Origin of the sequence: Actinokineospora sp. PR83, from assembly GCF_021056305.1 — a bacterium.
Taxonomy (GTDB): Bacteria; Actinomycetota; Actinomycetes; order Mycobacteriales; family Pseudonocardiaceae; genus Actinokineospora; species Actinokineospora spheciospongiae.
Window position 1 is genome coordinate 1 of the sequence record NZ_JAJCXD010000038.1, and the last position, 22,741, is coordinate 22,741.

General features: G+C 72.0%; 25 protein-coding genes. 14 read left to right on the forward strand and 11 right to left on the reverse strand.

What is annotated here, in order from left to right; translation table 11 throughout:
- The 6 genes from pssA to glp form a co-directional block, all read right to left on the reverse strand.
- Positions 1–821 (reverse strand): CDP-diacylglycerol--serine O-phosphatidyltransferase (gene pssA / locus L6E12_RS12985; RefSeq protein WP_374201867.1); only part of this gene is annotated, 821 nt, incomplete at its 3' end.
- 56 nt (positions 822–877) lie between these two features.
- Complete coding sequence (locus tag L6E12_RS12990) at positions 878–1,579, reverse strand: phosphatidylserine decarboxylase (RefSeq protein ID WP_236228159.1); 702 nt, start codon at positions 1,577–1,579, stop codon at positions 878–880.
- 80 nt (positions 1,580–1,659) lie between these two features.
- On the reverse strand, positions 1,660–1,872 hold the full coding sequence (locus L6E12_RS12995; RefSeq protein ID WP_236228160.1) for a hypothetical protein: 213 nt from the start codon (positions 1,870–1,872) through the stop codon (positions 1,660–1,662).
- A complete protein-coding gene (locus L6E12_RS13000; protein WP_308074809.1) occupies positions 1,869–2,498 on the reverse strand; it encodes a DUF433 domain-containing protein in 630 nt (209 codons plus the stop codon). Before L6E12_RS13000 ends, L6E12_RS12995 begins: the two co-directional genes overlap by 4 nt.
- Before the next feature lie 92 nt (positions 2,499–2,590).
- Positions 2,591–2,872, reverse strand: coding sequence for a GlsB/YeaQ/YmgE family stress response membrane protein (locus L6E12_RS13010; RefSeq protein WP_035286792.1), 282 nt, complete (start codon positions 2,870–2,872; stop codon positions 2,591–2,593).
- A 16-nt stretch (positions 2,873–2,888) separates the two neighbouring features.
- Entirely contained in the window at positions 2,889–4,085 is a 1,197-nt protein-coding gene (glp, locus tag L6E12_RS13015) for a gephyrin-like molybdotransferase Glp (protein WP_374201865.1), read from the reverse strand.
- 88 nt (positions 4,086–4,173) lie between these two features.
- On the opposite strand from glp, the gene L6E12_RS13020 reads away from it, so the two are divergent.
- The 6 genes from L6E12_RS13020 (at position 4,174) to L6E12_RS13045 (ending at position 11,318) form a co-directional block, all read left to right on the forward strand.
- On the forward strand, positions 4,174–4,803 hold the full coding sequence (locus L6E12_RS13020) for an AIM24 family protein (protein WP_110079137.1): 630 nt from the start codon (positions 4,174–4,176) through the stop codon (positions 4,801–4,803).
- Between the two features lie 86 nt (positions 4,804–4,889).
- Positions 4,890–6,158 carry a serine/threonine-protein kinase gene (locus tag L6E12_RS13025; RefSeq protein ID WP_236228162.1) on the forward strand — a complete coding sequence of 423 codons (1,269 nt, stop codon included), beginning with the start codon at positions 4,890–4,892 and terminating at the stop codon, positions 6,156–6,158.
- 197 nt (positions 6,159–6,355) lie between these two features.
- Positions 6,356–7,978, forward strand: coding sequence for a chaperonin GroEL (gene groL, locus L6E12_RS13030; RefSeq protein ID WP_236228163.1), 1,623 nt, complete (start codon positions 6,356–6,358; stop codon positions 7,976–7,978).
- 225 nt (positions 7,979–8,203) lie between these two features.
- Entirely contained in the window at positions 8,204–8,725 is a 522-nt protein-coding gene (locus L6E12_RS13035) for a hypothetical protein (protein ID WP_236228164.1), read from the forward strand.
- Entirely contained in the window at positions 8,722–8,925 is a 204-nt protein-coding gene (locus tag L6E12_RS13040; protein ID WP_236228165.1) for a hypothetical protein, read from the forward strand. The genes L6E12_RS13035 and L6E12_RS13040 overlap by 4 nt, the downstream gene beginning before the upstream one ends.
- Positions 8,926–9,116: 191 nt before the next feature.
- The gene (locus L6E12_RS13045) at positions 9,117–11,318 is read left to right on the forward strand and encodes an ATP-binding domain-containing protein (RefSeq protein ID WP_236228216.1); all 2,202 of its coding nucleotides are present in this window, start codon (positions 9,117–9,119) and stop codon (positions 11,316–11,318) included.
- 36 nt (positions 11,319–11,354) lie between these two features.
- Here L6E12_RS13045 and L6E12_RS13050 read toward each other — a convergent pair whose 3' ends face one another.
- Positions 11,355–11,840, reverse strand: coding sequence for an SRPBCC family protein (locus L6E12_RS13050; protein WP_236228166.1), 486 nt, complete (start codon positions 11,838–11,840; stop codon positions 11,355–11,357).
- Entirely contained in the window at positions 11,824–12,177 is a 354-nt protein-coding gene (locus tag L6E12_RS13055) for a helix-turn-helix transcriptional regulator (protein WP_236228167.1), read from the reverse strand. Before L6E12_RS13055 ends, L6E12_RS13050 begins: the two co-directional genes overlap by 17 nt.
- A 114-nt stretch (positions 12,178–12,291) precedes the next feature.
- Here L6E12_RS13055 and L6E12_RS13060 point away from each other — a divergent pair, with 114 nt between their 5' ends.
- The 7 genes from L6E12_RS13060 (at position 12,292) to L6E12_RS13090 (ending at position 15,849) form a co-directional block, all read left to right on the forward strand.
- Positions 12,292–12,519, forward strand: a complete 228-nt coding sequence (locus tag L6E12_RS13060; protein ID WP_236228168.1) for a PspC domain-containing protein — start codon at positions 12,292–12,294, stop codon at positions 12,517–12,519.
- 105 nt (positions 12,520–12,624) lie between these two features.
- Positions 12,625–12,942, forward strand: a complete 318-nt coding sequence (locus tag L6E12_RS13065; RefSeq protein WP_236228169.1) for a hypothetical protein — start codon at positions 12,625–12,627, stop codon at positions 12,940–12,942.
- Positions 12,943–13,017: 75 nt separating this feature from the next.
- Entirely contained in the window at positions 13,018–13,311 is a 294-nt protein-coding gene (locus L6E12_RS13070; RefSeq protein WP_236228170.1) for a protease inhibitor I42 family protein, read from the forward strand.
- Positions 13,312–13,451: 140 nt separating this feature from the next.
- Entirely contained in the window at positions 13,452–14,048 is a 597-nt protein-coding gene (locus L6E12_RS13075) for an RNA polymerase sigma factor (RefSeq protein ID WP_236228217.1), read from the forward strand.
- A 5-nt stretch (positions 14,049–14,053) separates the two neighbouring features.
- Entirely contained in the window at positions 14,054–14,530 is a 477-nt protein-coding gene (locus tag L6E12_RS13080; RefSeq protein WP_236228218.1) for a carboxypeptidase regulatory-like domain-containing protein, read from the forward strand.
- Between the two features lie 215 nt (positions 14,531–14,745).
- Positions 14,746–15,186 carry a helix-turn-helix domain-containing protein gene (locus tag L6E12_RS13085; RefSeq protein ID WP_236228219.1) on the forward strand — a complete coding sequence of 147 codons (441 nt, stop codon included), beginning with the start codon at positions 14,746–14,748 and terminating at the stop codon, positions 15,184–15,186.
- A 75-nt stretch (positions 15,187–15,261) separates the two neighbouring features.
- A complete protein-coding gene (locus L6E12_RS13090; RefSeq protein WP_236228171.1) occupies positions 15,262–15,849 on the forward strand; it encodes a PIN domain-containing protein in 588 nt (195 codons plus the stop codon).
- Between the two features lie 127 nt (positions 15,850–15,976).
- On the opposite strand, the gene L6E12_RS13095 is transcribed toward L6E12_RS13090, so the two are convergent.
- Both L6E12_RS13095 and L6E12_RS13100 read right to left on the reverse strand, forming a co-directional pair.
- Complete coding sequence (locus L6E12_RS13095) at positions 15,977–17,293, reverse strand: M1 family metallopeptidase (protein WP_236228172.1); 1,317 nt, start codon at positions 17,291–17,293, stop codon at positions 15,977–15,979.
- Positions 17,294–17,305: 12 nt separating this feature from the next.
- A complete protein-coding gene (locus L6E12_RS13100) occupies positions 17,306–21,190 on the reverse strand; it encodes a Pls/PosA family non-ribosomal peptide synthetase (protein ID WP_236228173.1) in 3,885 nt (1,294 codons plus the stop codon).
- 257 nt (positions 21,191–21,447) lie between these two features.
- Here L6E12_RS13100 and L6E12_RS13105 point away from each other — a divergent pair, with 257 nt between their 5' ends.
- Positions 21,448–21,753 carry a PadR family transcriptional regulator gene (locus tag L6E12_RS13105; RefSeq protein WP_236228174.1) on the forward strand — a complete coding sequence of 102 codons (306 nt, stop codon included), beginning with the start codon at positions 21,448–21,450 and terminating at the stop codon, positions 21,751–21,753.
- A 23-nt stretch (positions 21,754–21,776) separates the two neighbouring features.
- Here L6E12_RS13105 and L6E12_RS13110 read toward each other — a convergent pair whose 3' ends face one another.
- Entirely contained in the window at positions 21,777–22,454 is a 678-nt protein-coding gene (locus L6E12_RS13110) for a Crp/Fnr family transcriptional regulator (protein WP_236228175.1), read from the reverse strand.
- Between the last annotated feature and the right edge of the window lie 287 nt (positions 22,455–22,741).

Consider the following 22,741-nt stretch of genomic DNA (forward strand, 5'->3'; position numbering starts at 1 on the left):
CCCGCGCGCAGCGGCCTGCGCACCGCGCGCCGCGCCGCCCCGGCGACCCGGCGCAGCGGCGGCCGCAGCCCCAGCCTGCGCCGGTAGCCGCCGCCGTGCGCCCGGCGGATCGCCCGGCGCTCCTTGGCGGGCACGTCCCACGCCTCCGGGTGGTCGGCCAGCCAGCGCTTGCGCCGCACCGCGTACGGGATGTGCGCGAGGTAGAGGACCAGCAGGACCGCCAGCGCCACCATCGGGTAGGTGATCACCACGGCGGCCAGCAGGCCCACCCCGACCAGCAGCGGCGCCACCATCCGCGCGGGCACCCGCACGGTCTTCACCGACAGCGTCGGGATGCGGCTGATCAGCAGCGCGGCCATCAGGATGGTCCACACCATCACCACCGGCTGCGACTGCCACCAGTGGCCGTTGTCGCCGTACTCGATGGTCAGGATCATCGGCAGCAGCGCCAGCAGGCCACCCGCGGGCGCGGGCACGCCGACGAAGAACTCCTTGGCGTACACCGGTTGGTCGGTGTCGTCGAGCAGGGTGTTGAACCGCGCCAGCCGCAGCACGATGCACACGGCGAAGATCAGCGACACCACCCAGCCGACCCGGTCACCGCCGAAGCGCCAGGTGTAGAGCACCAGCGCGGGCGCCACGCCGAAGGAGATGGCGTCGGCGAGCGAGTCCAGCTCGGCGCCCATCTTGCTGGTCGCGTCGAGCATCCGGGCGATGCGCCCGTCGAGGCTGTCGAGCACCGCCGCCACCGCGATGGCCGCGATGGCCGCCGCGAGCTGGCCCTTGAGGGTGAACTGCACCGCCGACAGGCCCGCGCACATGGCCAGGACGGTGATCGCGTTCGGCAGCAGCCGCACGCCCGGCGCGGTCGCCACGGTCAGGCTCCCGGCAACTCGGCCAGGACGGTCTCGCCGCCGATGGTCCGCTGCCCCGGCTCCACCAGCACCCGGCTGCCGAGCGGCACGTACAGGTCCACCCGCGACCCGAAGCGGATCAACCCGTAGGTCTTGCCCGCCTCGACCTCGTCCCCGTCGGACACGTCGCAGAAGATGCGCCGCGCCACCAGACCGGCGATCTGCACCACGGCCAGGTCGTGCCCGTCGCGGGTCCGCAGGTGCACGCTGTTGCGCTCGTTGACCTCACTGGCCGCGTCCAGGTCGGCGGAGAGGAACTGCCCGGCCTGGTGCACGGCCTTCACGACCCGCCCCGGCGCGGGAATCCGCTGCACGTGCACGTCGAACACGGACAGGAAGGCGCTGACCCGCAGCATCGGCTCCCCACCCAACCCCAACTCGGCGGGCGGCACGGCCTCCACCACGTGCGACACGGTCCCGTCGGCGGGCGCGGTGGCGATCCCCGGCCGCTGCGGCGTCACCCGCTGCGGCTCCCGGAAGAACCAGGCCAGCCACGCGGTCAGGATCCCGCCGCCGACCCCCACCCGCTTGGAGAACCGCCGCACCAGCAGCGTGGCGCCGAGTCCGGCCAGGACGAACGGGCGCCCCCCCGGGTGCACCGGCGGGATGATGCTCCTCGTCAGCTCGACGAGGTGCTTGAGCGTGGACTGCGGGGCGGCGCTCATCGGTTGGCTGTTTCCTCGCGTCTCGACCGGATTTGCGGCACACGGTACGCGAACCGGCTCGCTCACCGGCGTGGCGCTGGTCAGACGAGCCGCAGCGGGATCGGCCTGACGCGCTGTTCCCGCTGGTGGGGAACGGCCTTGAACAAGTACGCGCACTGCGTTCGCGACACCAGGGCGGGCAGGATGAATTGCCAGACCTTCATCCTCACGCACGAGAACGCGTGCTCGCGGTTGAGTGCGGCAACGTCGGGGATCAGCCTCGGGCTGAGGTTGTGGTCGATGAAGAACCTCATGCCGAGTCGCGGACCAACCGGTCGAAGTCGACGGCGTCCCGAGCTGCGGCTGCTGACACGCCCGGGTAGAAGTACGCCACGCGCTCCAGCGACACATCGCCACCGGAGACCAGGGACGCGACCGTGTCGTAGCCGATGCGGGTGTCGGCGATGGTCGGCCAGCCGCCCAGCCTGCCCGCTCGGACCTCCAGGTGGCTGCGCGGACGCAGGAAGTCGACCACCTGCTCGCCACGGCGGTTCTCGAACGCCCCGAATATCTCGGCGAGGCTGAGCACCTCGTACTGCCCCGGCTTCCCGACGAGGTCCACGGCGTTGCCTGCCTCGTCGATCAACCCGATCGTCCTCCCGTCGGTGCCGAAGCGGTACCTGGACGGGTGCTCGGTGAGGTCGAGCGCGGGCATGTTCTCGAACGCCCGGCGGATGTTCTGCAGCGATGTGCTCGCCCGCAGCCGCACCACTGTGCGCAGCGCGACGACATCGCGGAAGGAGTAGAGCAGACGGGGCTCGGTGGCGATCTCCGGTGAGAACAGGCCGGTCGAGTGCCAGTGGCGGAGCCGGTCACGCGAACGAGACAGGAACGGGGCACCCGGCCGACGCCTGCGTCCCCCGACGACGCAGGCGTCGATCGGATGCCCCGTTCTGGAGCGGTTTGAAGTCTACGTGTCGGGCGTCCGGTCGGGCAATGGAGTACGAACGGTCCTGCATGGTGGGAAATTCTCTATCTGCGACCACGTCGGGTCGGGCGGCCCTGGACGGCGCGCAGGACCGCCAGCAGCACGACCGCGCCCAGGGCGGCGACGCCGAGGCTGGGGAAGTCGAACTCGAAGGTCATCTCGCGGCCGGTGAGCAGCCGGTGCAGCAGGCCGCCGAGGGCGGCGCCCACGACCCCCACCAGCACGCTGACCAGGCAGCCCTGCCGCCGCCGGTCGCGCCCGCCGACCACCAGGTTGGCCGCCCAGCCCGCGATCGCGCCGAACACGACCCACGCGAAGAAGCCCATGCGGCCAGCGTACGGGTCAGTCGAGCAGGACCACGTCCACCTCGGCCCCCTCGGCCACCTCCGTGACGTCCTCGGGGATCTCGATCAGGCAGTTGGACGCGGCGAACGAGGCCAGCAGGTGCGAGCCGGGCCCACCCACCGGGACGACCGCCACGCTCCCCGAGTCGTGCCTGCCCCGCCGGTACTGCACGCGGCCCGCTGGCGAGGTCATGGCCGCCGCCGCCCGCGCCGTGGCCCGGGGGCGGTCGACGGTCCGGTGGCCCAGGGCGCCGAGCAGCGCCGGGCGCAGGAACAGCTCGAACGACAGCGCCGCGCTCACCGGGTTGCCGGGGAACGTCACCACCGGCAGCCCGTCCACCCGCCCGAGGCCCTGCGGCCCACCCGGCTGCACCAGCACCCGCACGAACTCCACCCCGTGCCCGGTGAGGGCGTCCTTGACCACCTCGTACGCCCCCGCGCTCACCCCGCCCGAGGTGACCAGCACGTCCGCGGACCCCGCCCGCGCCGCCACCACCGACCGGAACTCCTCGACGTCGTCCGGCACGAACCGCAGCACCTCCGCGACCCCGCCGACCTCCTCGACCCCCGCGGCGATCAGCACGCTGTTGGACTCGTAGATCTGCCCGAACTCCAGCTCCCGCCCCGGTTCCACCAGCTCCGACCCGGTGGACAGCACCAGCACCCGGGGTCGGCGGCGCACCGGCAGCGCCGCGGCGCCGACCGCCGCGGCCAAGCCCAGTTGCGGCGGGCCCAGCACCGTCCCGGCGCTCAGCACGACCGTCCCGGCCACCACGTCCTCACCGACCAACCGCAGGTGCCTGCCCGCGGGCACGGCCGAGCTGACGGCGACGACCCCGGTCCCCCCGTCGGTCAGTTCCACCTGGACCACCGCGTCCGCGCCCGGCGGCAGCGGTGCCCCGGTCATGATCCGGTGCGCCGTGCCCGGTTCCAGCGGTCGCACGTCGGTGCGCCCGGCCGGGATGTCGTCGGCCACCGGCAGCACCACCGGGGCACCCGCGACGTCGGCGGCGCGCACCGCGTAACCGTCCATCGCGGAGTTGTCGAACGGCGGCAGCGACACCGCCGCCACCAGGTCCTCGGCCAGCACCAGCCCCCGGCACCCGGCGAGCGGTGTCACCTCCACCGGCAGCGCGGGCAGCAGCGCCGCCACCTCGGCCTGGTACTCCCGCACGCTGTAGGTCCGTTTCGCCACGGTCCCATCCTGCCCTGCCGCCGCCGTGCCAGACTGCCACCCTGTCCCGGCCGGACGAGCCGGCCAGGGCGGGAGGAAGGGGACGCGCGTGCAGGTCCGCACCCGGCACACCCCCGCGTTCGGGGTGGCCCGTCTGCTGCTGGCCCCGGGCGAGGCGGTGCAGGCGGAGTCCTCGGCGATGCTGGCGACCAGCTACGGCGTCCACGTCGAACCCAAGGGCCGCGCGGGCCGCGGCCGGTCGGTGCCCGCCGTGTTCACCGCGGGCACCGAGGGCGGCTGGGTCGACATCGCCCCCGCCTTCCCCGGCGACGTCCACACCATCGACCTCGACGGCACCGCGGGCTGGTGCGTCTCCCGCGGCAGTTGGCTGGCGGTCACGGCGACCCTGCGCGCGGACGCCCAGTGGCCCGGCTTCCACTCCCTCTTCGGCGCCGAGCACGGCTTCCTCGAACACGCCACCGGCACCGGCTCCCTCGTCCTGGCCTGCTGCGGCGCCCTGGACACGGTCACCCTGGCGGCGGGCGAGTTCATCACCGTCGACCCCGCCCACCTCCTCGCCTACAGCGACGAGACCCAGGCCCGCCTCCGCGCCGTCTCCCAGTCCGGCCCGCAGTCGGTCCGCACCGGCGAGGGCCTGATCCTCGACTTCGCGGGCCCGGGGACACTCCTCACCCAAACCCGCACCCCCCGCGCCATGGCGGCCTGGCTGGGCCGCTAGTCCGAGGCCACCCCCCAGAGAGGTGAAACGCGCCGGTTGCGGTGACCGGGCGCGGAACCCGCAGCGCGGGCGTTAGGCTCGCCAGCGTGTCGGAGGACCTCACCGGGCGTCGCCTAGGCCATTACCGCATCGACGGGGTGCTGGGTAAGGGCGGGATGAGCGTCATGTACCGGGCCACCGACGTCAGGCTCGGGCGCCGGGTGGCGCTGAAGGTCATCGCCGAGCACCTCACCGAGGACCCGGAGTTCCGCGAGCGCTTCGTCGACGAGGCGCGCAACACCTCCGCCATCGACCACGCGAACGTCGTCCCGCTCTACGACTTCGGCGAGGTCGACGGGCTGCTCTACATCGCCATGCGGCTGGTGGACGGCTCGGACATGGCGGGCCTGGTCAAGGAGGGGGCGATGGCCCCGCAGCGGGCGCTGAGCCTGCTCGGCCAGGTCGCCGAGGCGCTGGACAACCTGCACGAGCGCGGCCTGGTGCACCTCGACGTGAAACCGGCGAACGTGCTGGTCACCACGCGCGAGTCGGCCGGGGAGCACATCTACCTCGCCGACTTCGGCCTGACCCGGCGCGGGGCCACCGGCCACCGCACCCGCGGCGGGGACTTCCTCGGCTCGCCGACCTACGCCGCCCCCGAGCACCTGCGCGGCGAGCCGGTCGACGGCCGCACCGACCAGTACTCGCTTGCCTGCGTGCTGTTCGCCTGCCTGTCGGGCCGCCCGCCGTTCCAGGGGCAGGTGCCCGAGGTCATCCAGGGCCACCTGAACCGGGAGCCACCCGCGGTCACCGAGCACGTGCAGCTCCCGCCCGCGATCGACGACGTGATCCGGCGCGGCATGGCGAAGTCGCCGACCCAGCGCTACGCGACCTGCCGCGAGTTGGTGGCCGCCGCGCGCGCCGCGCTGACCAACGTGCCGCGCAGGCCACCGCCGCCGCGCGGTCCGCAGGGCACGATGATGGGTCCCGCGGGCGGTCAGCCCCCCGGTCAGCAGCGCCCGCCGCAGCAGCAGCGGCCCCAGCAGTACCAGCCGGGCGGACCCCGGTCGCTGCCCTCGCAGGCCGAGCCGGTGCGGCTGCGCCCGCCGGTGCCCGCGGGCAGCACGGCCTTCGGCGCGGAGAAGTCGGGCAACCGGTGGATCGCACCGGTGCTGGTGGGCGCGGTGGCGATCGCCGCGATCGTGCTGGCCGTCGTCTTCCTGACCGGTGACTCCGGCGGTGGGAGCGGCACGCCGGAGCCGACCGCCCCGTCGATCCAGGTGGGTCCGGAGGAGACCGGCGGCGGGTCGACGACCGCGCCGTCGAGCACCCGCCGGACGCTGCCGCCGTCGATCTCCATCGTCCCGGCACCCTGATCGGGGACGTCACCGGCTGTTCCGACCTGCTCTTCTTGCACTCGACCCCGTCGAGTGCTAAACACGTATTGGCACTCGGGGTCCCCGAGTGCCAGCGACAGAGGTCGGGACAGGTGAGGCCGGCAGGATGCCGGTCGTCCGTCGCGGGCACCGCCTGGCCGTAGGTGTTTCCAATCAAGCCGGAGGACCACACCGCAATGGCCAAGTTGATCGCGTTCGACGAGGAAGCGCGTCGCGGCCTCGAGCGCGGACTGAACATCCTCGCCGACGCCGTGAAGGTGACGCTGGGCCCGCGTGGCCGCAACGTCGTGCTCGAGAAGAAGTGGGGCGCGCCCACCATCACCAACGATGGTGTGTCGATCGCCAAGGAGATCGAGCTCGAGGACCCCTGGGAGAAGATCGGGGCCGAGCTGGTCAAGGAGGTCGCCAAGAAGACCGACGACGTCGCCGGTGACGGCACCACCACCGCCACCGTGCTGGCGCAGGCGCTCGTCCGCGAGGGCCTCCGCAACGTCGCCGCAGGCGCCGACCCGCTGTCGCTCAAGCGCGGCATCGAGCAGGCCGTCGAGGCCGTGATCGAGCAGCTGCACAAGCAGGCCAAGGAGGTCGAGACCAAGGAGCAGATCGCCGCCACGGCGTCCATCTCCGCGGGCGACACCACCATCGGCGAGCTGATCGCCGAGGCGCTCGACAAGGTCGGCAAGGAAGGCGTCATCACCGTCGAGGAGAGCAACGCCCTCGGCATGGAGCTCGAGCTCACCGAGGGCATGCGCTTCGACAAGGGCTACATCTCCGGTTACTTCGTGACCGACCCCGAGCGCCAGGAAGCGGTCCTCGAGGACCCGTACATCCTGCTGTTCGGCTCCAAGATCTCCTCGGTCAAGGACCTGCTCCCGCTGCTGGAGAAGGTCATGCAGTCCGGCAAGCCGCTGCTGATCATCTCCGAGGACGTCGAGGGCGAGGCCCTGGCCACCCTGGTCGTCAACAAGATCCGCGGCACCTTCAAGTCCGTCGCGGTCAAGGCGCCCGGCTTCGGCGACCGCCGCAAGGCGATCCTGCAGGACATCGCGATCCTGACCGGCGGCCAGGTCATCTCCGAGGACGTGGGCCTCAAGCTGGACAACGCGGGCATCGAGCTGCTGGGCAAGGCCCGCAAGGTCGTCGTCACCAAGGACGAGACCACCGTCGTCGAGGGTTCGGGTGACGCCGAGCAGATCCAGGGCCGCGTCAACCAGATCCGCGCCGAGATCGAGAAGTCGGACTCCGACTACGACCGCGAGAAGCTCCAGGAGCGCCTGGCCAAGCTCGCGGGCGGTGTCGCGGTCATCAAGGCCGGTGCCGCCACCGAGGTCGAGCTCAAGGAGCGCAAGCACCGCATCGAGGACGCGGTGCGCAACGCCAAGGCCGCCGTCGAGGAGGGCATCGTCGCCGGTGGTGGCGTCGCGCTGCTCCAGGCCGCCGAGGCCGCCTTCGCGGGCCTGAAGCTGACCGGCGACGAGGCCACCGGTGCCAACATCGTCAAGGTCGCCGTCGAGGCCCCGCTCAAGCAGATCGCGATCAACGCCGGTCTCGAGGGTGGCGTCGTGGTGGAGAAGGTCAAGGGCCTGCCCCAGGGCCACGGCCTCAACGCCGCCACCGGCGAGTACGAGGACCTGCTCGCCGCGGGCGTGCCGGACCCGACCAAGGTGACCCGCTCGGCCCTGCAGAACGCCGCGTCCATCGCCGCGCTGTTCCTCACCACCGAGGCCGTCGTCGCCGACAAGCCGGAGAAGGCCGGTGCCGCCCCCGCGGGCGACCCGACCGGTGGCATGGACTTCTGATCCACGCCAGCTCCACTGCTTTTCCCGGAAGGCCCGGGCCGCGATTCGCGGCCCGGGTCTTTTGTTTCCCGGTTTGAAATGCCCATTTCATTGTTTGAAATAAGGGGTCGCCCATTCGTGGAAAGCGGCCGAACGTATGTTTGCCCGGTGAAATCAAATGCCCTCACCGTGTGGCGGGGGGACCGTTCCCGTAGGCTCGACCGCCTCGTGGCCGCGCATCATCGAATGCTCGAAGCCGAGGCCCTCGACGAGCGGGAAGCGGATGAACTCGCCCACGTCGTACTCCTCCGCTTGGCGGCGGAGTTCCAAGGCTTCTGCCGAGACCTGCACAACGAGTGCATCGATGTGATCTTCGGGGAGTTCGCGGCCCCCAACCGGCGGCTCGAACTCCTCGTCAGCAACCAGAACATGAGGTACGGGCGGCGCCTGGACACCGGCAACGCCACCAAGGACGGCATCGGCAGCGACTTCCTCAGGCTGGGCCTGCGGATGTGGGTGGTGCTGGAATCCGCCTTACGCGATCAGGTGCAGGAGTGGTTGCTGACCGTGCACCTGCTCAACGCCGCGCGGAACGCGATCGCGCACAACGTGGACGCCAAGCTCGACCAGCTGCGGCAGGACGGTCATTCCCTGTCGCTGTCCACAGCGCTGCGGTGGCGTTCTTCGCTGGACGCGCTCGCCGTCGGGATGGACACTGTGTGCAACGCGCACCTGCGGTTCTTGCTGCCGGAGGTGACGCCGTGGTGAAGGGAGTCGGTATGGCCGAGGACATCAGGGTGGGCGACCGGGTCGTGGCACCACTGGGGGTGGACGAGGTCGAGGGGGTGGTGCTCCGGGTCTCTTCGCCCGGAGTCCGCCCGATGCTCACCGTGCAGCTGGACCTCGCGGAACTGGACGAGCCCTTCGTGACCTCGTTCCCGACGGAGGTCGTACGGCTCGCCGCCTGAGCCCACTGAGCCGGGGGAGTGCGTCCACCGCGATGCGCTCCCCCGCTGTTTCGCCCTGCGCCCGTTCAACGCTATATTGGGAGGTCCTTGCGCACAAAAAAAGACGCCGTTGTCGGCGTCGTGTAAACGATTTTACGCCACGTGGAGGGCGATTGTCAACCGAGATCGGCGTCGAGCAGGAATACGTCTCGATGTTGTACGCGCGGCTCGACGGGTTGCGCGCGGACAGCGGGGCGCGGTTGGCCCGGACGCTGCGGGAGACCAGCAGCAGCCCCACCGCCATGACCCACCGGGACGCCGAGACCGCGCACCACAGCGCGGCGCTGGCGCAGTACGGGGCGGTGGAGAACGGGTTGTGCTTCGGCAGGCTCGACTTCGCCGACGGCGGGCGCGGCTACATCGGCAGGCTCGGGCTGTTCGACGAGTCCGGCGACCACGAACCGCTGCTGATGGACTGGCGGGCCCCCGCCAGCAGGCCCTTCTACCTGGCCACCGCCGCCTCCCCGGACGGGGTGCGCAGGCGCAGGCACATCCGCACCTCCCGGCGCCGGGTCACCGCCGTCGACGACGAGGTGCTCGACCTCACCGCCGGGCGGGACGCGCACGAGGGTGTGACCGGTGAGGCCGCGCTCCTCTCCGCGCTGAACGCCTCCCGCACCGGCCGCATGTCCGACATCGTCGAGACCATCCAGGCCGAGCAGGACGAGATCATCCGCTCCGGCCTCAACGGCGTCCTGGTGGTCCAGGGCGGTCCCGGCACCGGCAAGACCGCCGTGGCCCTGCACCGCGCCGCCTTCCTGCTCTACACCCACCGCGAGCAGTTGTCGCGGCGCGGTGTGCTGGTGATCGGGCCGAACGCGACGTTCCTCAAGTACATCGGGCAGGTGCTGCCCTCCCTCGGGGAGACCGGTGTGCTGTTGCAGACCGTGGGGGAGCTGTACCCGGGTGAGCGCGGCGTGCGGCCCGAGCCCGCGCGGGCGGCGGAGATCAAGGGCCGCCTGGACGCGGTGGACGCGCTGCGCCGCGCGGTCCGCGACCGGCAGGTGGTGCCGGACGAGCCGATGACGCTCGTGGTGGAGCGCGAGGAGCTGACCCTGGACGGGCCGACCGTGCTGGCCGCGCAGGAACGGGCGCGGCGCTCGCGCAAGCCGCACAACGCCGCCCGCCCGCTGTTCGCCGAGGCCGTCGTGGCCGCCCTGACCCGGCAGGAGGCCGAGCGCCTGGGCGCGGACTTCCTGGAGGAGGGCGACCTGGCCGACATCCGCCGCGAACTGGCCGCCGACGACGAGGTGCGGGCGGCCATCGAGGAGCTGTGGCCGCTGCTGACCCCGCAGGCCCTGCTGTCGGACCTCTACGCCAGCCCCGACCGCCTGGAGGTGGCGTTCCCGGACCTGTGCGAGGACGAGCGGGCGCTGCTGCTGCGCTCCCCCCGCCTCGGCTGGACCGCCGCCGACGCCCCCCTCCTGGACGAGGCGGCCGAACTCCTGGGCGTCGACGACCGCCTGGAGCGCGCCAGGGCCGACCAGCGCAGGCGCGACGAGCAGGACTACGCCCAGGGCGTCCTCGACATCCTGCAGTTGGAGGACGAGGCCGACCCCGACATCCTCACCGCCTACGACCTGATCGACGCGAGCCGCCTCGCCGAGCGCAACGACGAGGAGGACCACCGCACCGCCGCCGAGCGCGCCGCCGCCGACCGGGACTGGACCTTCGGCCACGTCATCGTCGACGAGGCCCAGGAGCTGTCCGCCATGGCCTGGCGCGTCCTCATGCGCCGCTGCCCCTCCCGGTCCATGACCCTGGTCGGGGACGTGGCGCAGACCGGTGACCTGGCGGGGGCCACGGCGTGGTCGGACGTCCTCGGCCCCTACGTCGAGGACCGCTGGCGCCAGACCGAGCTGACGGTCAACTACCGCACCCCGGCGGAGATCATGGCGGTGGCCGCGTCCGTCCTGGCGGAACTGGGGACCGAGCTGACCCCGCCGTCCTCGGTCCGGGAGACCGGTGAGGACCCGTGGCGGGTGCGGACGACCGACCTGGCGGGGACGGTCGCCGCGCTGGCCGCCGAGGGGTCCGCGCACCCGGGCACCCTGGCGGTCCTGGTGCCGGAGTCCCTCGTGGACCAGGTGGGCAAGGCCGTCGCCGCCCGGTTGCCCGACGCGGCGATCGGCGAACACCCGGAATTGGAGAGCGAGGTGGCGGTGTTGACCGTCCGCCAGTCCAAGGGCCTGGAGTTCGACGGGGTGCTGCTGGTCGAGCCCGCGCGGGTGGTGGCCGAGTCCCCGCGCGGCCGCAACGACCTGTACGTGGCGCTGACCCGGGCGACCCAGCGGCTCGGGATCGTGCACACCGAGCCCGTGCCGGAGGCCCTGGGCGGCATCGCGGAGCGGTGATCCTCCGGCGCTGCCAACGGTGTCGGCGCCGAAGGGTCAGAGCAGGGACAGAGAGACCTCGTCGAGGTGGTTCATGGAGGTCTGCATGCCGACCTCCATGCCCGAGTCCACGTGCGCGTCCCGGTGCTCCTTGCAACTGTGCTGCACCAGGACGCTCAGCGTGGTGCGGCCGCCCTGCTCGGTCAGCGTCAGCGTGTTGACCGCCTCGCCGTCGGGGGCGCCCTCGTAGACCTCGGTGGCGACGATGCGCTCGTTCTCGGTGATCTCGCGGTACTCGCCGTGGAAGCCGACCTCGAAGTCGCCGTCGGCCACCATGACGTAGCGCCAGGTGCCGCCCACGCGCAGGTCGACCTCGACGGACTTGACCTCGCCCATGTCGCCCGCCCACCAGCGCTTGATCAGCTCGGGGGTCGTCCACGCCTTGTAGACGAGGTGCTTGGGGGCGTCGAACTCGCGGGTGATCAGGATCTGGGTGTCGCTGGGGAGCGTCACGACCGCGGTGCCCTTAGTCGCCAGTGCCATTGTCTTCTTCCTCCTGCTTGAGTTCTTCGAGGACGTCGTCGAGCGCGTCGAAGCGGCTCGACCACGTGCGTTCGTACTGCCTGACCCAGTCGTGGATCGGTTTGAGCGGTTCGCCGTTGAGGCGGTAGAGCCGTTGTCGCCCTTCCTCGCGGACCTCGACCAGGCCCACTTCGCGGAGCACCCGCAGGTGCTTGGACACCAGCGGCTGCACCACCCCGAGCGCCTCGACGAGGTCGGTCACGGACCGCTCCCCGACCGCCAGCAGGTCCAGGATCTGCCTGCGCCGGGGTTCGGCCACCGCGTTGAACGCGTCCGTCGTGGTCGCTGCCCTCGCCATGCCGAGAAGATTACATACCCATATGGGTATGCGTCAATCCCGGGGTTGACCCTGAGCCGGTTTTCCGGGTCGATCCCCGATGTCAGACCGGCGCTGACCAGCCAAAGTAGGGGCATGACGAACTTCGGAGAGACCGAGACCAAGGTCCGCAAGCTGCGCCGCAGCCGCACCGACAAGATGCTCTCGGGTGTCTGCGGCGGCATCGCCAAGGCGATCGGCGTCGACGCCGCGCTGGTGCGCATCGGCCTGGTGGCCGCCACCCTGCTCGGGTTCGGCGCGGGCGCGCTGATCTACGTGGCCTGCTGGATCCTGATGCCGGAGGAGGACGCGCCCGCTTACTAGGGGGACATCGGCGGGACTGGTCGTCGGCGGGGTGGCGCAACGCTGCCAAGGCGTAAATTCGCCGAAACGTGGACGTATCCCTGGTGGCGGGTCGGGCTCTTACAGATGTCCGGAACAACCGACCACCCGGGGGAGGAAGCCATGTGCGTCAGCACCTCGACGCCCGATTTGACGGTGCGGGTGCGGGACGTGGCGGTTGCCGGGCCCGGTCGGTGGGTGCGGGGGCGCACGGTCGCGCGGCTCTGGTCGCACGACGCGTCGACCGGGGTGTGGGTGTGGGTCGAGGGGGTCGGCTGGAAGCGGCTGGCCCCGGGGGTGGGGCACACCCGCCTGACCGCTTCGGCGGTGGAGGCCGTGCACGGCGGCCGTCCGGTGGACTACCGCGAGGACGCGGTGGGCCGTATCGAACAGATCCTGGTGTGAGCGCGGGGGTCGGCGGTGGCGGAACGGGCGCAGGGGAGCCGTTCCGCCACCTTCCGCCGGGTGGAGGAGCGGGTGATGGCGTTGGTGAGGCTGTCGGTGGCGGACGCCGCCGGGCTGACCGGGCTGTGCAGCGGGGACACCGTCGAACTCCGGTTGCCGGAGTCCCCGACGACGACTGCCGGTTACCGGTGGCGGTGGCTGCTGCCCGAGGCGCTGCGGATGGTCGCGGACGTGCCGGGCGCGGGCGGGGGGCACACCCTGACCTTCGACGTCACCGCGTGCGGCAGGCACGAGCTGCGGGCGGAGCTGGCCAGGCCGTGGGAGGAGCAGGCCCGGCAGGCGTTCACTTTCGTTCTGGACGCGTCCTAGGGACACTCAGGGGGGACAGCCGGTTCGGCGGTCCGGGCACGATGGGCCGCGCGGGGGCGCGGCCGGTCCGCCCGGGCCGGTGCACCGGGTACCACCAGGGAGAACGACCCCGGACGACGAAGAGTGGGGTGGAAGCGGTGATCCGCACGGTTGGGACCAATCCGCCATGGGAGGGCCTGCAGGGCGCCGATCGCCACGCGGCGTGCGTGCTCGCGGCCAGAGCGGGCGACAAGTCCGCCCTCGACGTGATCGTGGCGGAGCTGTCCCCGCTGGTGTGGCACATCTCGCGCGGCGTCGGCCTCGACCGCACCGCCGCCGAGGACGTGGTGCAGACGGTGTGGCTGGCGCTGCTGCGCAACCTCGACAAGGTCGCCGAGCCCAAGGCGCTCGTCGGCTGGCTGGTGATCACGACCAAGCGCGAGGCGGTGCGCACCCGCAGGCGCGGAACCGCCCAGGGCGACCTCCCGCAGGAGGCCGCCGAGCACGTGCACAGCACCGAACCGATGCCGGAGGCGGAGGTCCTGCGCGACGAGCGGGACCACCGGCTGTGGAGCGCGTTCCACCGGCTGCCCGCGCGCTGCCAGGAACTGCTGCGGCTGACCGTGCTGCAGGGCCGCGCGAACTACCAGATCGTCGCCGAGGCGATGGAGATGCCACGCGGCAGCATCGGCCCGACCCGCGGCCGGTGCCTGCAGAACCTGCGCGACCTGTACGAAGATGGGGAGGGTGGCAGATGAGGACCATGGACGGACACGAGATGGAACCCGCCGAGCACGACTACTGGATGGGCGAGGTCGCCCGGCTCATGGACGAGCTGGACCCGGTGCCCGAGGGCCTGGTCGAGCGTGCCCGGTTCGCCCTCGCCATCGAGGACATCGACGCCGAGGTCGAGCTGGAGGCCGCCCGCTGGGCCGACCAGCGCGCCCTCGCGGGTGTCCGCGGCGGCGGCACCGGCACCATGACCTTCTTCGTCGGCGACCTCACGGTCATGGTCAACGTGACCCGCACCGGGGAGCGCCAGCGCATCGACGGCTGGCTCGTCCCGGCGGGTGAGCACGGCGTCGAGGTCCGCGTCGCCGACCACGACACGGCCAAGACCGTCGCGGACGAGGGTGGCCGGTTCGTGCTCACCGAGGTCCCCCGGGGCACCACCCAGATCTGCGTCCGGATGAACGGCGGCAAACCGCGCACCGTGGTCACCCCGACCGTCGACCTCTGACCACTTCTCCCCCTCGCGGTGAGGCTTGCAGCCTGACGCCGGATCCACCGATCGCCGCAGCGTCCACGCCGCGCTCAGCATGCCCAGCCCGCCGATGGTGTGATGCGCACCTTGAGAGTGAATCCACTCGACCGGTATGGCTCCATCGACTAAGGTTGCACATATAGGTGAAAGCTGGTTCAGTTGCAACTGTAAGTGTTGGGGAGGGAGTGGTGATGGTGTCGAGGCTGGTGGCCAGGAGTGATCGTGATGTCCTGTTGGCGGACGAACGCGATCAGCGGCAGGCGCAGGCGTTGATGAACTCGCTGCCCTCACACGGCGCCCGGTTCACCGCCGAGGTCGAGGGAGAAGGCTCCGCGGTTCGAGTGCCGGATGAGTTGTCGGCGATGATCGCTCAGGTTGTCCACGCTGTGGCGCGTGGGCATGCGGTCACCATCAGCTCGATGCCCGAAGAACTGACGACCACTGCGGCCGCTCAACTGCTGGGCGTGTCCCGACCCACGTTGATGCGCAAGGTCAACTCCGGTGAGATCCCCTCGCGCAAAGTCGGCTCGCACACCCGCCTGCGCACAGTTGACGTGCTGCGCGAACAACACGCCCGCAGGCAACGTCAACTGGCGGCGTTCAACGAACTGCGGGCATTGGAAGACGACTGATTCGGCTCGTCATGTCCACCGGCCGGTCTTGGACGGCTGTGCCAAGCCGGTGGATACCCTCTCGCGGTGGTCTCAATGAGAGTGTTCACCGACGCGAACGTGTTCTACTCCCGCACCCTGAGGGATTGGCTCGCGTTGTTGCAGCTCCAGGGCGGCACGTACACGGTCTACTGGACTGAGGACGTACTCGCGGAGACGGTATACCGCCTGCGGCGGAGACACCCGGACTGGAATGGTGCGAAGATCACCGCGATACGGGATCGGATCGCGGGAACCTTTGAAGGGGGGCGAGTCGATGACTTCACCATCGACGGCTCGTTCCCCGGCGGTGACGTCGACGACCAGCACGTGCATGCCGCGGCTCTGGCCTGTCAGGCAGATTTCATCTTGACCTGCGACAACGGCTTTATTGTCGCAGGTCAAGATGTCGATTCGATGCCTTACGAGGTTTACCGACCTGATGACTTCTTCGTGTTGGTCGATGACAGCGCACCCCACGTTGTGCGACAGGTGACTTACGACCAGACCCTCTACTGGGTCGGCCGGACTGGTCGTGCCGACTTGGCGAGCAAGCTGAGCGATGCGGGGTGCCCCGAGTTCGCTGAACGGGTTCGGGACCACCAAGGGCGGTTGTCGTTCCCCGTCAACGCTGATCACTCCTGAGCGGGAGTGCTGGTCACGTCGGCTGGACTCGCCGACTTTCCCGAAGCGCGAATTCACACGCGCCGCAGTGGTATCGGCTGTGGACGGGTCGGCCAGGCGAGGTGCGGGTTGTGCTCGCTGACCCCGGTCAGGTGGGGAGGGCGGGGAGGGCCGCGCGGTACAGCCAGCGGGTGAACAGCGCCGTCAGCGGGCCGGAGGCATGGGTTTCGGCCAGGGCGATGAAGGCGTCGGTGGTCACCGTGCTGTGGTGGTGGGTGGTGGTCCAGGTCTTGAGCAGGGTGAAGAAGGCCGGGTCGCCCAGGATGGACCTGAGGGCGTGGAGGGTGAGGGCGCCGCGGAGGTAGACGCGGTCGTCGAAGAGGTTCTCGGTGGTGGGGTCGGCGAGGACGAGGTCCTGGGGTTGGGCCGCGAGGGTCCGCCAGGCCCGGCGGGCGTGGGTGTCGATCGGGACGCCGTCGGCGGCGGCCGACCACAGCCACTCGGCGTAGGTGGCGAAGCCCTCGTTGAGCCAGATGTGCTTCCACTCGGCGACGGTGAGGCTGTTGCCGAACCACTGGTGCGCCAGTTCGTGGGCGACCAGGTACTCCGACCCGCGCCTGCCGTCGACGTGGTTGGTGCCGAAGACCGACAGCGACTGGGCTTCCACCGGCGCGTCCAGTTCCGCGTCGGCGATGACGACCGCGTAGCCGGGGAACGGGTAGGGGCCGAAGAGGCGGGAGAACTCCTCGATCATCCGGCCCTGGCGGCCGAAGTCGTGGCGGGCGGCCGAGGTGATCCGCGTGGGGGCGGCGAAGCGCTGCGGGACGGGGGAGTTCACCGCGAACGCACCGTACCGTCCGATTTGGACACTCACCAGGTAGGTGGGGGTCGGCGCCGCGAGCACGTACTCCCAGGTGCTGGTGCTGGCCGCCGAGCGCAGGGACGCCAGTTGCCCGGTCGCCTCCACCAGGTACGCCGACGCGGTGGTGACCGACAGCCGGTAGGTGGCCTTGTCCGACGGGTGGTCGTTGCACGGGAACCAGGACGGGGCGCCGACGGGTTGGCTGGCGACCACCACACCGTCGTCGAGGTAGTCCCAGCCGATCTCACCCCACCGGCTGGGAACCGGGGTCGGCGAGCCCAGGTAGCGGACCTCCACCACGAACGCCACCCCGGCCTGCACCGGGCGGGCCGGGGTGACGTGCAGCTTCGCCCCGCGCTGGACGTAGCGGGCCGCCCGGCCGTCCACGGTGACCCGGGCGGTGCGCAGGCCGCGGAAGTCGAGGCTCAGCCTGGACAGCGCCTGCGTGGACACCGCCGAGATCCGCGCCCGGCCGGACAGCCTGCCCGGCCCGACCCGGTAGTCCAGTTCCAGGTCGTAGTGGCTGACCCGGTAGCCGCCGTTGCCGTTCTGCGGCAGGTACGCGTCGTGGGAGGTGCTGGCCCCCGGCTCCCCTGCCTTCATGCCCCCATTCAATCAGCGACCGGCGGGCCACGCCGAGATCGGGTTGCCCAACCAGCGCGTCCCGGCGGGCACCGACTCGCCGCGCATCACCAGCGACGCCGGGCCGACCGTGGTGCGGTCGCCGACGGTCGCGCCGGGCAGGGCGATGCCGTGCGGGCCGAGGGTGGCGCCCGCGCCCAGGGTCACCGGGGCCATGCTCATGATCCGGTCGTGGAACAGGTGGGTCTGCACGACGCAGCCGCGGTTGACCGTGGCGCCGTCGCCGATGTGGACCAGGTCCGACTCGGGCAGCCAGTACGTCTCCACCCACGCGCCGCGACCGATCCGGGCACCCATCGCCCGCAGCCACACCGACAGCAGTGGGGTGCCCTGGGTGGCCGGGACGGACCACGGCACCGCCAGCACCTCCACGAACGCGTCCGCCAGCTCGGTGCGCCACACGAACGAACTCCACAGTGGACGCTCCACCGCGCGGAACCGGCCGACCAGCAGCCACTTCGCCGCCACCGACACCGCGCACGCGGCCACGCCCGCGCCGAGCAGCAGCACCCCGCCCAGGGCCAGGCCCAGCCACGGGCCGAGCCGGAGGAACCCGGCCGCGGCCAGCACGGCCAGTGCCGCCGACGCCATCACCGGGACCACCCGGCACAGCTCGACCAGGGCGCGCGCCACCATCAGCCGCTTCGGCGGGTCGAAGGTGGTGCTCTCGTCGCCGGTCTCGACCGTGCGGGGCAGCTTCATCGGCGGCATGCCCAGGTAGGACGAGCCCGCCTTGGCCTTCTTGGGCGTGGAGGACAGCACCCCGACCAGGCCGCGGTTGGGCACCGAGCGGCCCGGCGCGGTCATCCCCGAGTTGCCCAGGAACGCGCGCTTGCCGACCTTGGCCGGTTCGATCCGCAGCCAGCCGCCGCCCAGCTCGTAGGTGCCGATCATGGTGTCGTCGGCGAGGAACGCGCCGTCGCCCACGGTGGTCATGCTGGGCAGCGCCAGCACCGTCGACGCCTCGACCCGGCGGCCGACCTTCATGCCCAGGGCGCGCAGCCACACCGGCGTCGCCAGGCTGGCGTAGAGGGGGAACAGCCCGACCCGGGCCAGCCCCATGATCCGCTCGGTGGCCCACGCCTGCCACGCGACCCGGCTGTGCACCGGGTGCAGCCCCGCCCGCAGCCCGATCGACAGCGCGCGCACCGACACCAGCACCAGCAGCGCGTACGCCACCAGCCAGGTGACCGTGGCCGCGGGCACGCCGAGCAGCGCGGAACCCAGGGCGGCGGACAGGTCCGCCGAGCCGGAGACGAACGCGCCGAGCACCAGCAGCGCCGGGATGGCCGCGAGCACCGGGAACAGGCTCAGCGCGAACGACGTCGCCGCGTACACCGCGACCCAGCGGCGGCGGCGCGGCGGCCGCACCACCCGGTGCGGCGCCTTGCCGGTGCGGCTGGCGGGCGACCCGCCCCACCGCTCCCCGGCCGGGACCACGCCCACCACGCCGGAACCGGGCGCCACGGCGGCGCGCTTGCCGACCCGGGCGCCGGGGAACAGCGTGCTGCGCGAGCCGACGGTGGCACCCGCGCCGATCTTGACCCGGCCGATGCGCAGGACGTCGCCGTCGAGCCAGTGCCCGGACAGGTCCACCTCGGGCTCCACGGCCGCGCCCCGGCCCAGCTTGAGCAGGCCGGTGACCGGGGGCAGCGAGTGCAGGTCGACGTCGTCGCCGATCTTGGCGCCGAGCGCGCGGGCGTAGTGCGTCATCCACGGGGCGCCCGCGAGGTTGGTGGCACCGGTCAGGTCGACCACCCGCTCCGCGGCCCACAGCCGCAGGTGGACGCTGCCGCCGCGCGGGTAGTCGCCGGGGGTGACCCCGCGCAGCAGGACCCGGGCGGTGCCCGCGGCCAGCGCCATCCGGCCCACGGGGCTCAGGAACAGCAGCCACCCCACCGCGACCAGCCACCAGGACGTCGTCGGCGCCCAGCTCAGCGCACCGGTCAGCGCCAGGACGTTGCTCAGCGCGGCCACGGTGACGGCCCAGCGCGCGCCGACCAGGGTCAGCATCGGGACGGTCGCCAGGGCCTGGACGACCTGCGCCCGCCGCGGCATCGGGGCGATCACGCGGTCGCTCTGCACGCTCGCGGCGGCGGCGTCGACCAGCTCGGCCAGCTCACCCAGCGTCGAGTTCTGGTACAGGTCGCTGACGGCGATGCCCGGGTACTCCGCGCGGATGCGGGAGACGAGCTGCGCGGCGGTCAGGCTGCCGCCGCCGTGCTGGAAGAAGTCGGCGTCCGGGCTGCCCACCGGCACGCCCAGGATGTCGCGCCACAGCCCGGCCAGCCAGGTCTGGGTGCCGGTCAGCGCGGCGGCGTCGACCTCGGTGGTGTCCAGGTCCAGCGGCCACGGCAGGGCGTTGCGGTCGACCTTGCCGGAGGTGCGGGTGGGCAGCGTGTCGACCTCGGCCAGCAGCGGCACCAGGGCGGCGGGCAGCGCGGCGCGCAACTGCTCCACGGCGGCCTTGGCGTCGAACCCGGGCTTCGGCACGAGGTAGCCGACCAGGAGCTGGTTGCCCGCGGCGGTGGTGCGCACCGCCGCGGCGGCGCCCGCCACGTCCGGCAGGGCTTGGAGGGCGGCGTCGACCTCGCCGAGCTCGATCCGGCGCCCGCCCAGCTTGACCTGCTCGTCGCCGCGGCCGAGGAACAGCAGGCCCTCGGGGTCGGCGGTGACCAGGTCGCCGCTGCGGTAGGCGCGGTCCCAGGACAGCGCGGGCAGCGGGGCGAACTTCTCCGCGTCCTTGGCCGGGTCGAGGTAGCGGGCCAGGCCGGCGCCGCCGATGACGAGCTGGCCGCTGGCCCCCATCGGCACCAGCTTCCCCGCCTCGTCGACCACGGCCAGCTCCCAGCCGTCCAGCGGCAGGCCGATGCGCACCGGGCCCGCGCCGGTCAGCCGGGCGGCGGTGGCCACCACGGTCGCCTCGGTGGGGCCGTAGGTGTTCCACAGCTCGCGGCCGGGCACGGCCAGCCGGGCGGCCAGCTCGGGCGGGCATGCCTCGCCGCCGAAGATCAGCAGCCGTACCTCGGCCAGCGCCTCCGCGGGCCACAGCGCGGCCAGCGTCGGCACGGTGGACACGACGGTGATCTCGCGCTCGACCAGCCACGGGCCCAGGTCGACCCCGGTGCGGACCAGGGCGCGCGGGGCGGCGACCAGGCAGGCGCCGTGGCGCCAGGCCAGCCACATCTCCTCGCAGGAGGCGTCGAAGGCCACCGACAGCCCGGCCAGCACCCGGTCGTCCGGGCCGATCGGCTCGTCGGCGAGGAACAGCTCGGCCTCGGCGTCGACGAACGCGGCGGCGCTGCGGTGGCTGACCGCCACGCCCTTGGGCTTCCCGGTCGACCCGGAGGTGAAGATGATCCACGCGTCGTGGTCCGGCGTCGGCCTGCCGGGGGCGTTTCCGCTGCTCGCGCGGGTGGTGATGGTGTGCCCGGCGCCGAGGACGGCGGTGACGGCGGCCTCGCCGAACACCAGCTCGGCCCGCTCGTCGGGGTCGTCGAAGTCGACCGGCACGTAGGCGGCGCCCGCGGCCAGCACGCCCAGGACGCCGGTGTAGAGGTCGACGGTGCCCGAGGGCACGCGCACGCCGACCCGGTCGCCGAGGCCGACGCCCGCGGCGTGCAGGGCGGCCTTGACCGAGTCGACCTCGGCCAGCAGCGCCCGGTAGGTCAGGACGGTGGTGCCGTCGTCCACCGCGTCGGCGTCGGGGTGCCGGGCGGCGGTGGCGGCGAGGACGTCGAGGAGGGTGCACGGGGCGCTCTCCGGGCCTGCCCGGAAGACGGCCAGACCGCGCGCGGCGGCCTCGGCGAGCGGGTCGGGAGCGTGGAGCAAGGACGGTGGGGAATCCATGACCGTCATCGCTTCGTTCGCATTTCTCACCTTTTCGGACCAGGGCTTGCGGTGCGTTGCCCGGTGAACGTTACCCCTGGTCACCGGCGTCCGGTCGCTCCGCCGGGGGGCTTCGTGTCATGTTTCACACGTGTGAGTTACGTGTAACGCTCCTTTTCTGCAAGCGACCCCCGGTATCGCATCACGATATCGGGATGAATCATGTTGTCCCGCAGGGAAGTCCACTGATTTCGTCTCCCGATATCGGATACTGATATCCTCGACCGATGGATGTGGTCCAAGACTTCCGCAACGGGGCGCTGCGCCTGCGCGTCCTGCACCTGGCCACCCGCGACGAACCCCACGGCGCCGTCCTCACCACCCACTTGGCGGACGCTGGCCACCGGGTGTCGCCGGGAACGCTGTACCCGCTGCTGCACCGCCTGCAGGAGGCCGGGCTGCTCAAGTCGCGCACGGAGGTGGTCGACGGCAGGCGGGTCCGCCGCTACCGGACGACGAAGAAGGGCCGCCGCGCCCTCGCCGACTGCCGGGCCGTGCTGGCGGACCTGGTCGAGGACGTGACCCCCGAGTAGCGGGCCCACCGGGGGCGGGGAGGTCACCGGGCGGCGCGGCGGAGGGCCTCCACGTCGTGGATGACCAGGCGCTGCCTGCCGGTGCTGAGGACACCCCGGTCGCGGAGGGGGCGCAGGGCCCTGGTCACCGCCTCGCGGGAGGCGGAGATGAGGCCCGTCAGGTCGCTCTGGGTGACCCGGAGGGTGATGGTGACGCCGTCGGGTGCGCGGCGGCCGTAGCGGTCGTGCAGCTCCAGGAGGAGAGCGGCCAGCCTGCGGGCGGTGCCCGCGTCGGCGTGGTCCATGCGGCGCTGGTTGGCGTAGCGGAGCCTGCTGGTGACGATGCGCAGCAGGATCGCCGCGACCGCCGGGTGGTCCACCAGGAGGGCGCTGAACCGCTCCCCGGGAACGTGCAGGCCCACCACCGGCTCCACCGCGGTCACGGTCGCCGACCGGGGGCTGCCGTCCAGGGCCGCCATCTCCCCGAGGATGTCCCCGGGGCCGCGCACGGCCAGCACCGCCGCGTGCCCCGCCGGACCCGCCGCCACGACCTTGACCCGCCCCGAGGCCAGCACGAGGACCCAATCACCGCGGTCCCCCTCCCGGATGAGCACGTCACCGGGCTCGAAGCGCCGGGCGGTGGCGGCGGCGCGCACCCAGCCGCGCTGCTCGGGGTCCAGCAGGGCCCAGAAGGTGCCCTCGTTCGCTTCCCGGATGTCCACGCGGAACCTCACCTGACCGGCCGTTGCCTCGGGTTGACGGACGCCCGTCCGATGGTAGGCACCCGCCCGCCCCACCGACCGGCGCAGCGCCGTGCGCACCACCACCCGGAACACGGCGGGGTCGGTGGGAGAAATGATTCCGCGGGTTGTTCCGCGTTGTGAGTCATCGTACGCGGAACGCACCCGAGGATCGTGTGAACCTTTCGGCACGGCCAAGGAGGCCGGCGCCGGGAACGGATTCCCCGGCGTTCGGGAAATACCGGGAGGAGGTTTCGCAATGGAACCGC

What these genes read in the sequence shown, in the direction of transcription:
- L6E12_RS12990 (WP_236228159.1), bottom strand. Translation starts at nt 1,579, where the DNA reads ATGAGCGCCGCCCCGCAGTCCACGCTCAAGCACCTCGTCGAGCTGACG.
- L6E12_RS12995 (WP_236228160.1), bottom strand. Translation starts at nt 1,872, where the DNA reads ATGAGGTTCTTCATCGACCACAACCTCAGCCCGAGGCTGATCCCCGAC.
- L6E12_RS13010 (WP_035286792.1), bottom strand. Translation starts at nt 2,872, where the DNA reads ATGGGCTTCTTCGCGTGGGTCGTGTTCGGCGCGATCGCGGGCTGGGCG.
- groL (WP_236228163.1), top strand. Translation starts at nt 6,356, where the DNA reads ATGGCCAAGTTGATCGCGTTCGACGAGGAAGCGCGTCGCGGCCTCGAG.
- L6E12_RS13035 (WP_236228164.1), top strand. Translation starts at nt 8,204, where the DNA reads ATGCTCGAAGCCGAGGCCCTCGACGAGCGGGAAGCGGATGAACTCGCC.
- L6E12_RS13045 (WP_236228216.1), top strand. Translation starts at nt 9,117, where the DNA reads ATGTTGTACGCGCGGCTCGACGGGTTGCGCGCGGACAGCGGGGCGCGG.
- L6E12_RS13050 (WP_236228166.1), bottom strand. Translation starts at nt 11,840, where the DNA reads ATGGCACTGGCGACTAAGGGCACCGCGGTCGTGACGCTCCCCAGCGAC.
- L6E12_RS13055 (WP_236228167.1), bottom strand. Translation starts at nt 12,177, where the DNA reads ATGGCGAGGGCAGCGACCACGACGGACGCGTTCAACGCGGTGGCCGAA.
- L6E12_RS13060 (WP_236228168.1), top strand. Translation starts at nt 12,292, where the DNA reads ATGACGAACTTCGGAGAGACCGAGACCAAGGTCCGCAAGCTGCGCCGC.
- L6E12_RS13065 (WP_236228169.1), top strand. Translation starts at nt 12,625, where the DNA reads ATGTCCGGAACAACCGACCACCCGGGGGAGGAAGCCATGTGCGTCAGC.
- L6E12_RS13070 (WP_236228170.1), top strand. Translation starts at nt 13,018, where the DNA reads ATGGCGTTGGTGAGGCTGTCGGTGGCGGACGCCGCCGGGCTGACCGGG.
- L6E12_RS13080 (WP_236228218.1), top strand. Translation starts at nt 14,054, where the DNA reads ATGGACGGACACGAGATGGAACCCGCCGAGCACGACTACTGGATGGGC.
- L6E12_RS13085 (WP_236228219.1), top strand. Translation starts at nt 14,746, where the DNA reads ATGGTGTCGAGGCTGGTGGCCAGGAGTGATCGTGATGTCCTGTTGGCG.
- L6E12_RS13090 (WP_236228171.1), top strand. Translation starts at nt 15,262, where the DNA reads ATGAGAGTGTTCACCGACGCGAACGTGTTCTACTCCCGCACCCTGAGG.
- L6E12_RS13095 (WP_236228172.1), bottom strand. Translation starts at nt 17,293, where the DNA reads ATGAAGGCAGGGGAGCCGGGGGCCAGCACCTCCCACGACGCGTACCTG.
- L6E12_RS13100 (WP_236228173.1), bottom strand. Translation starts at nt 21,190, where the DNA reads ATGACGGTCATGGATTCCCCACCGTCCTTGCTCCACGCTCCCGACCCG.
- L6E12_RS13105 (WP_236228174.1), top strand. Translation starts at nt 21,448, where the DNA reads ATGGATGTGGTCCAAGACTTCCGCAACGGGGCGCTGCGCCTGCGCGTC.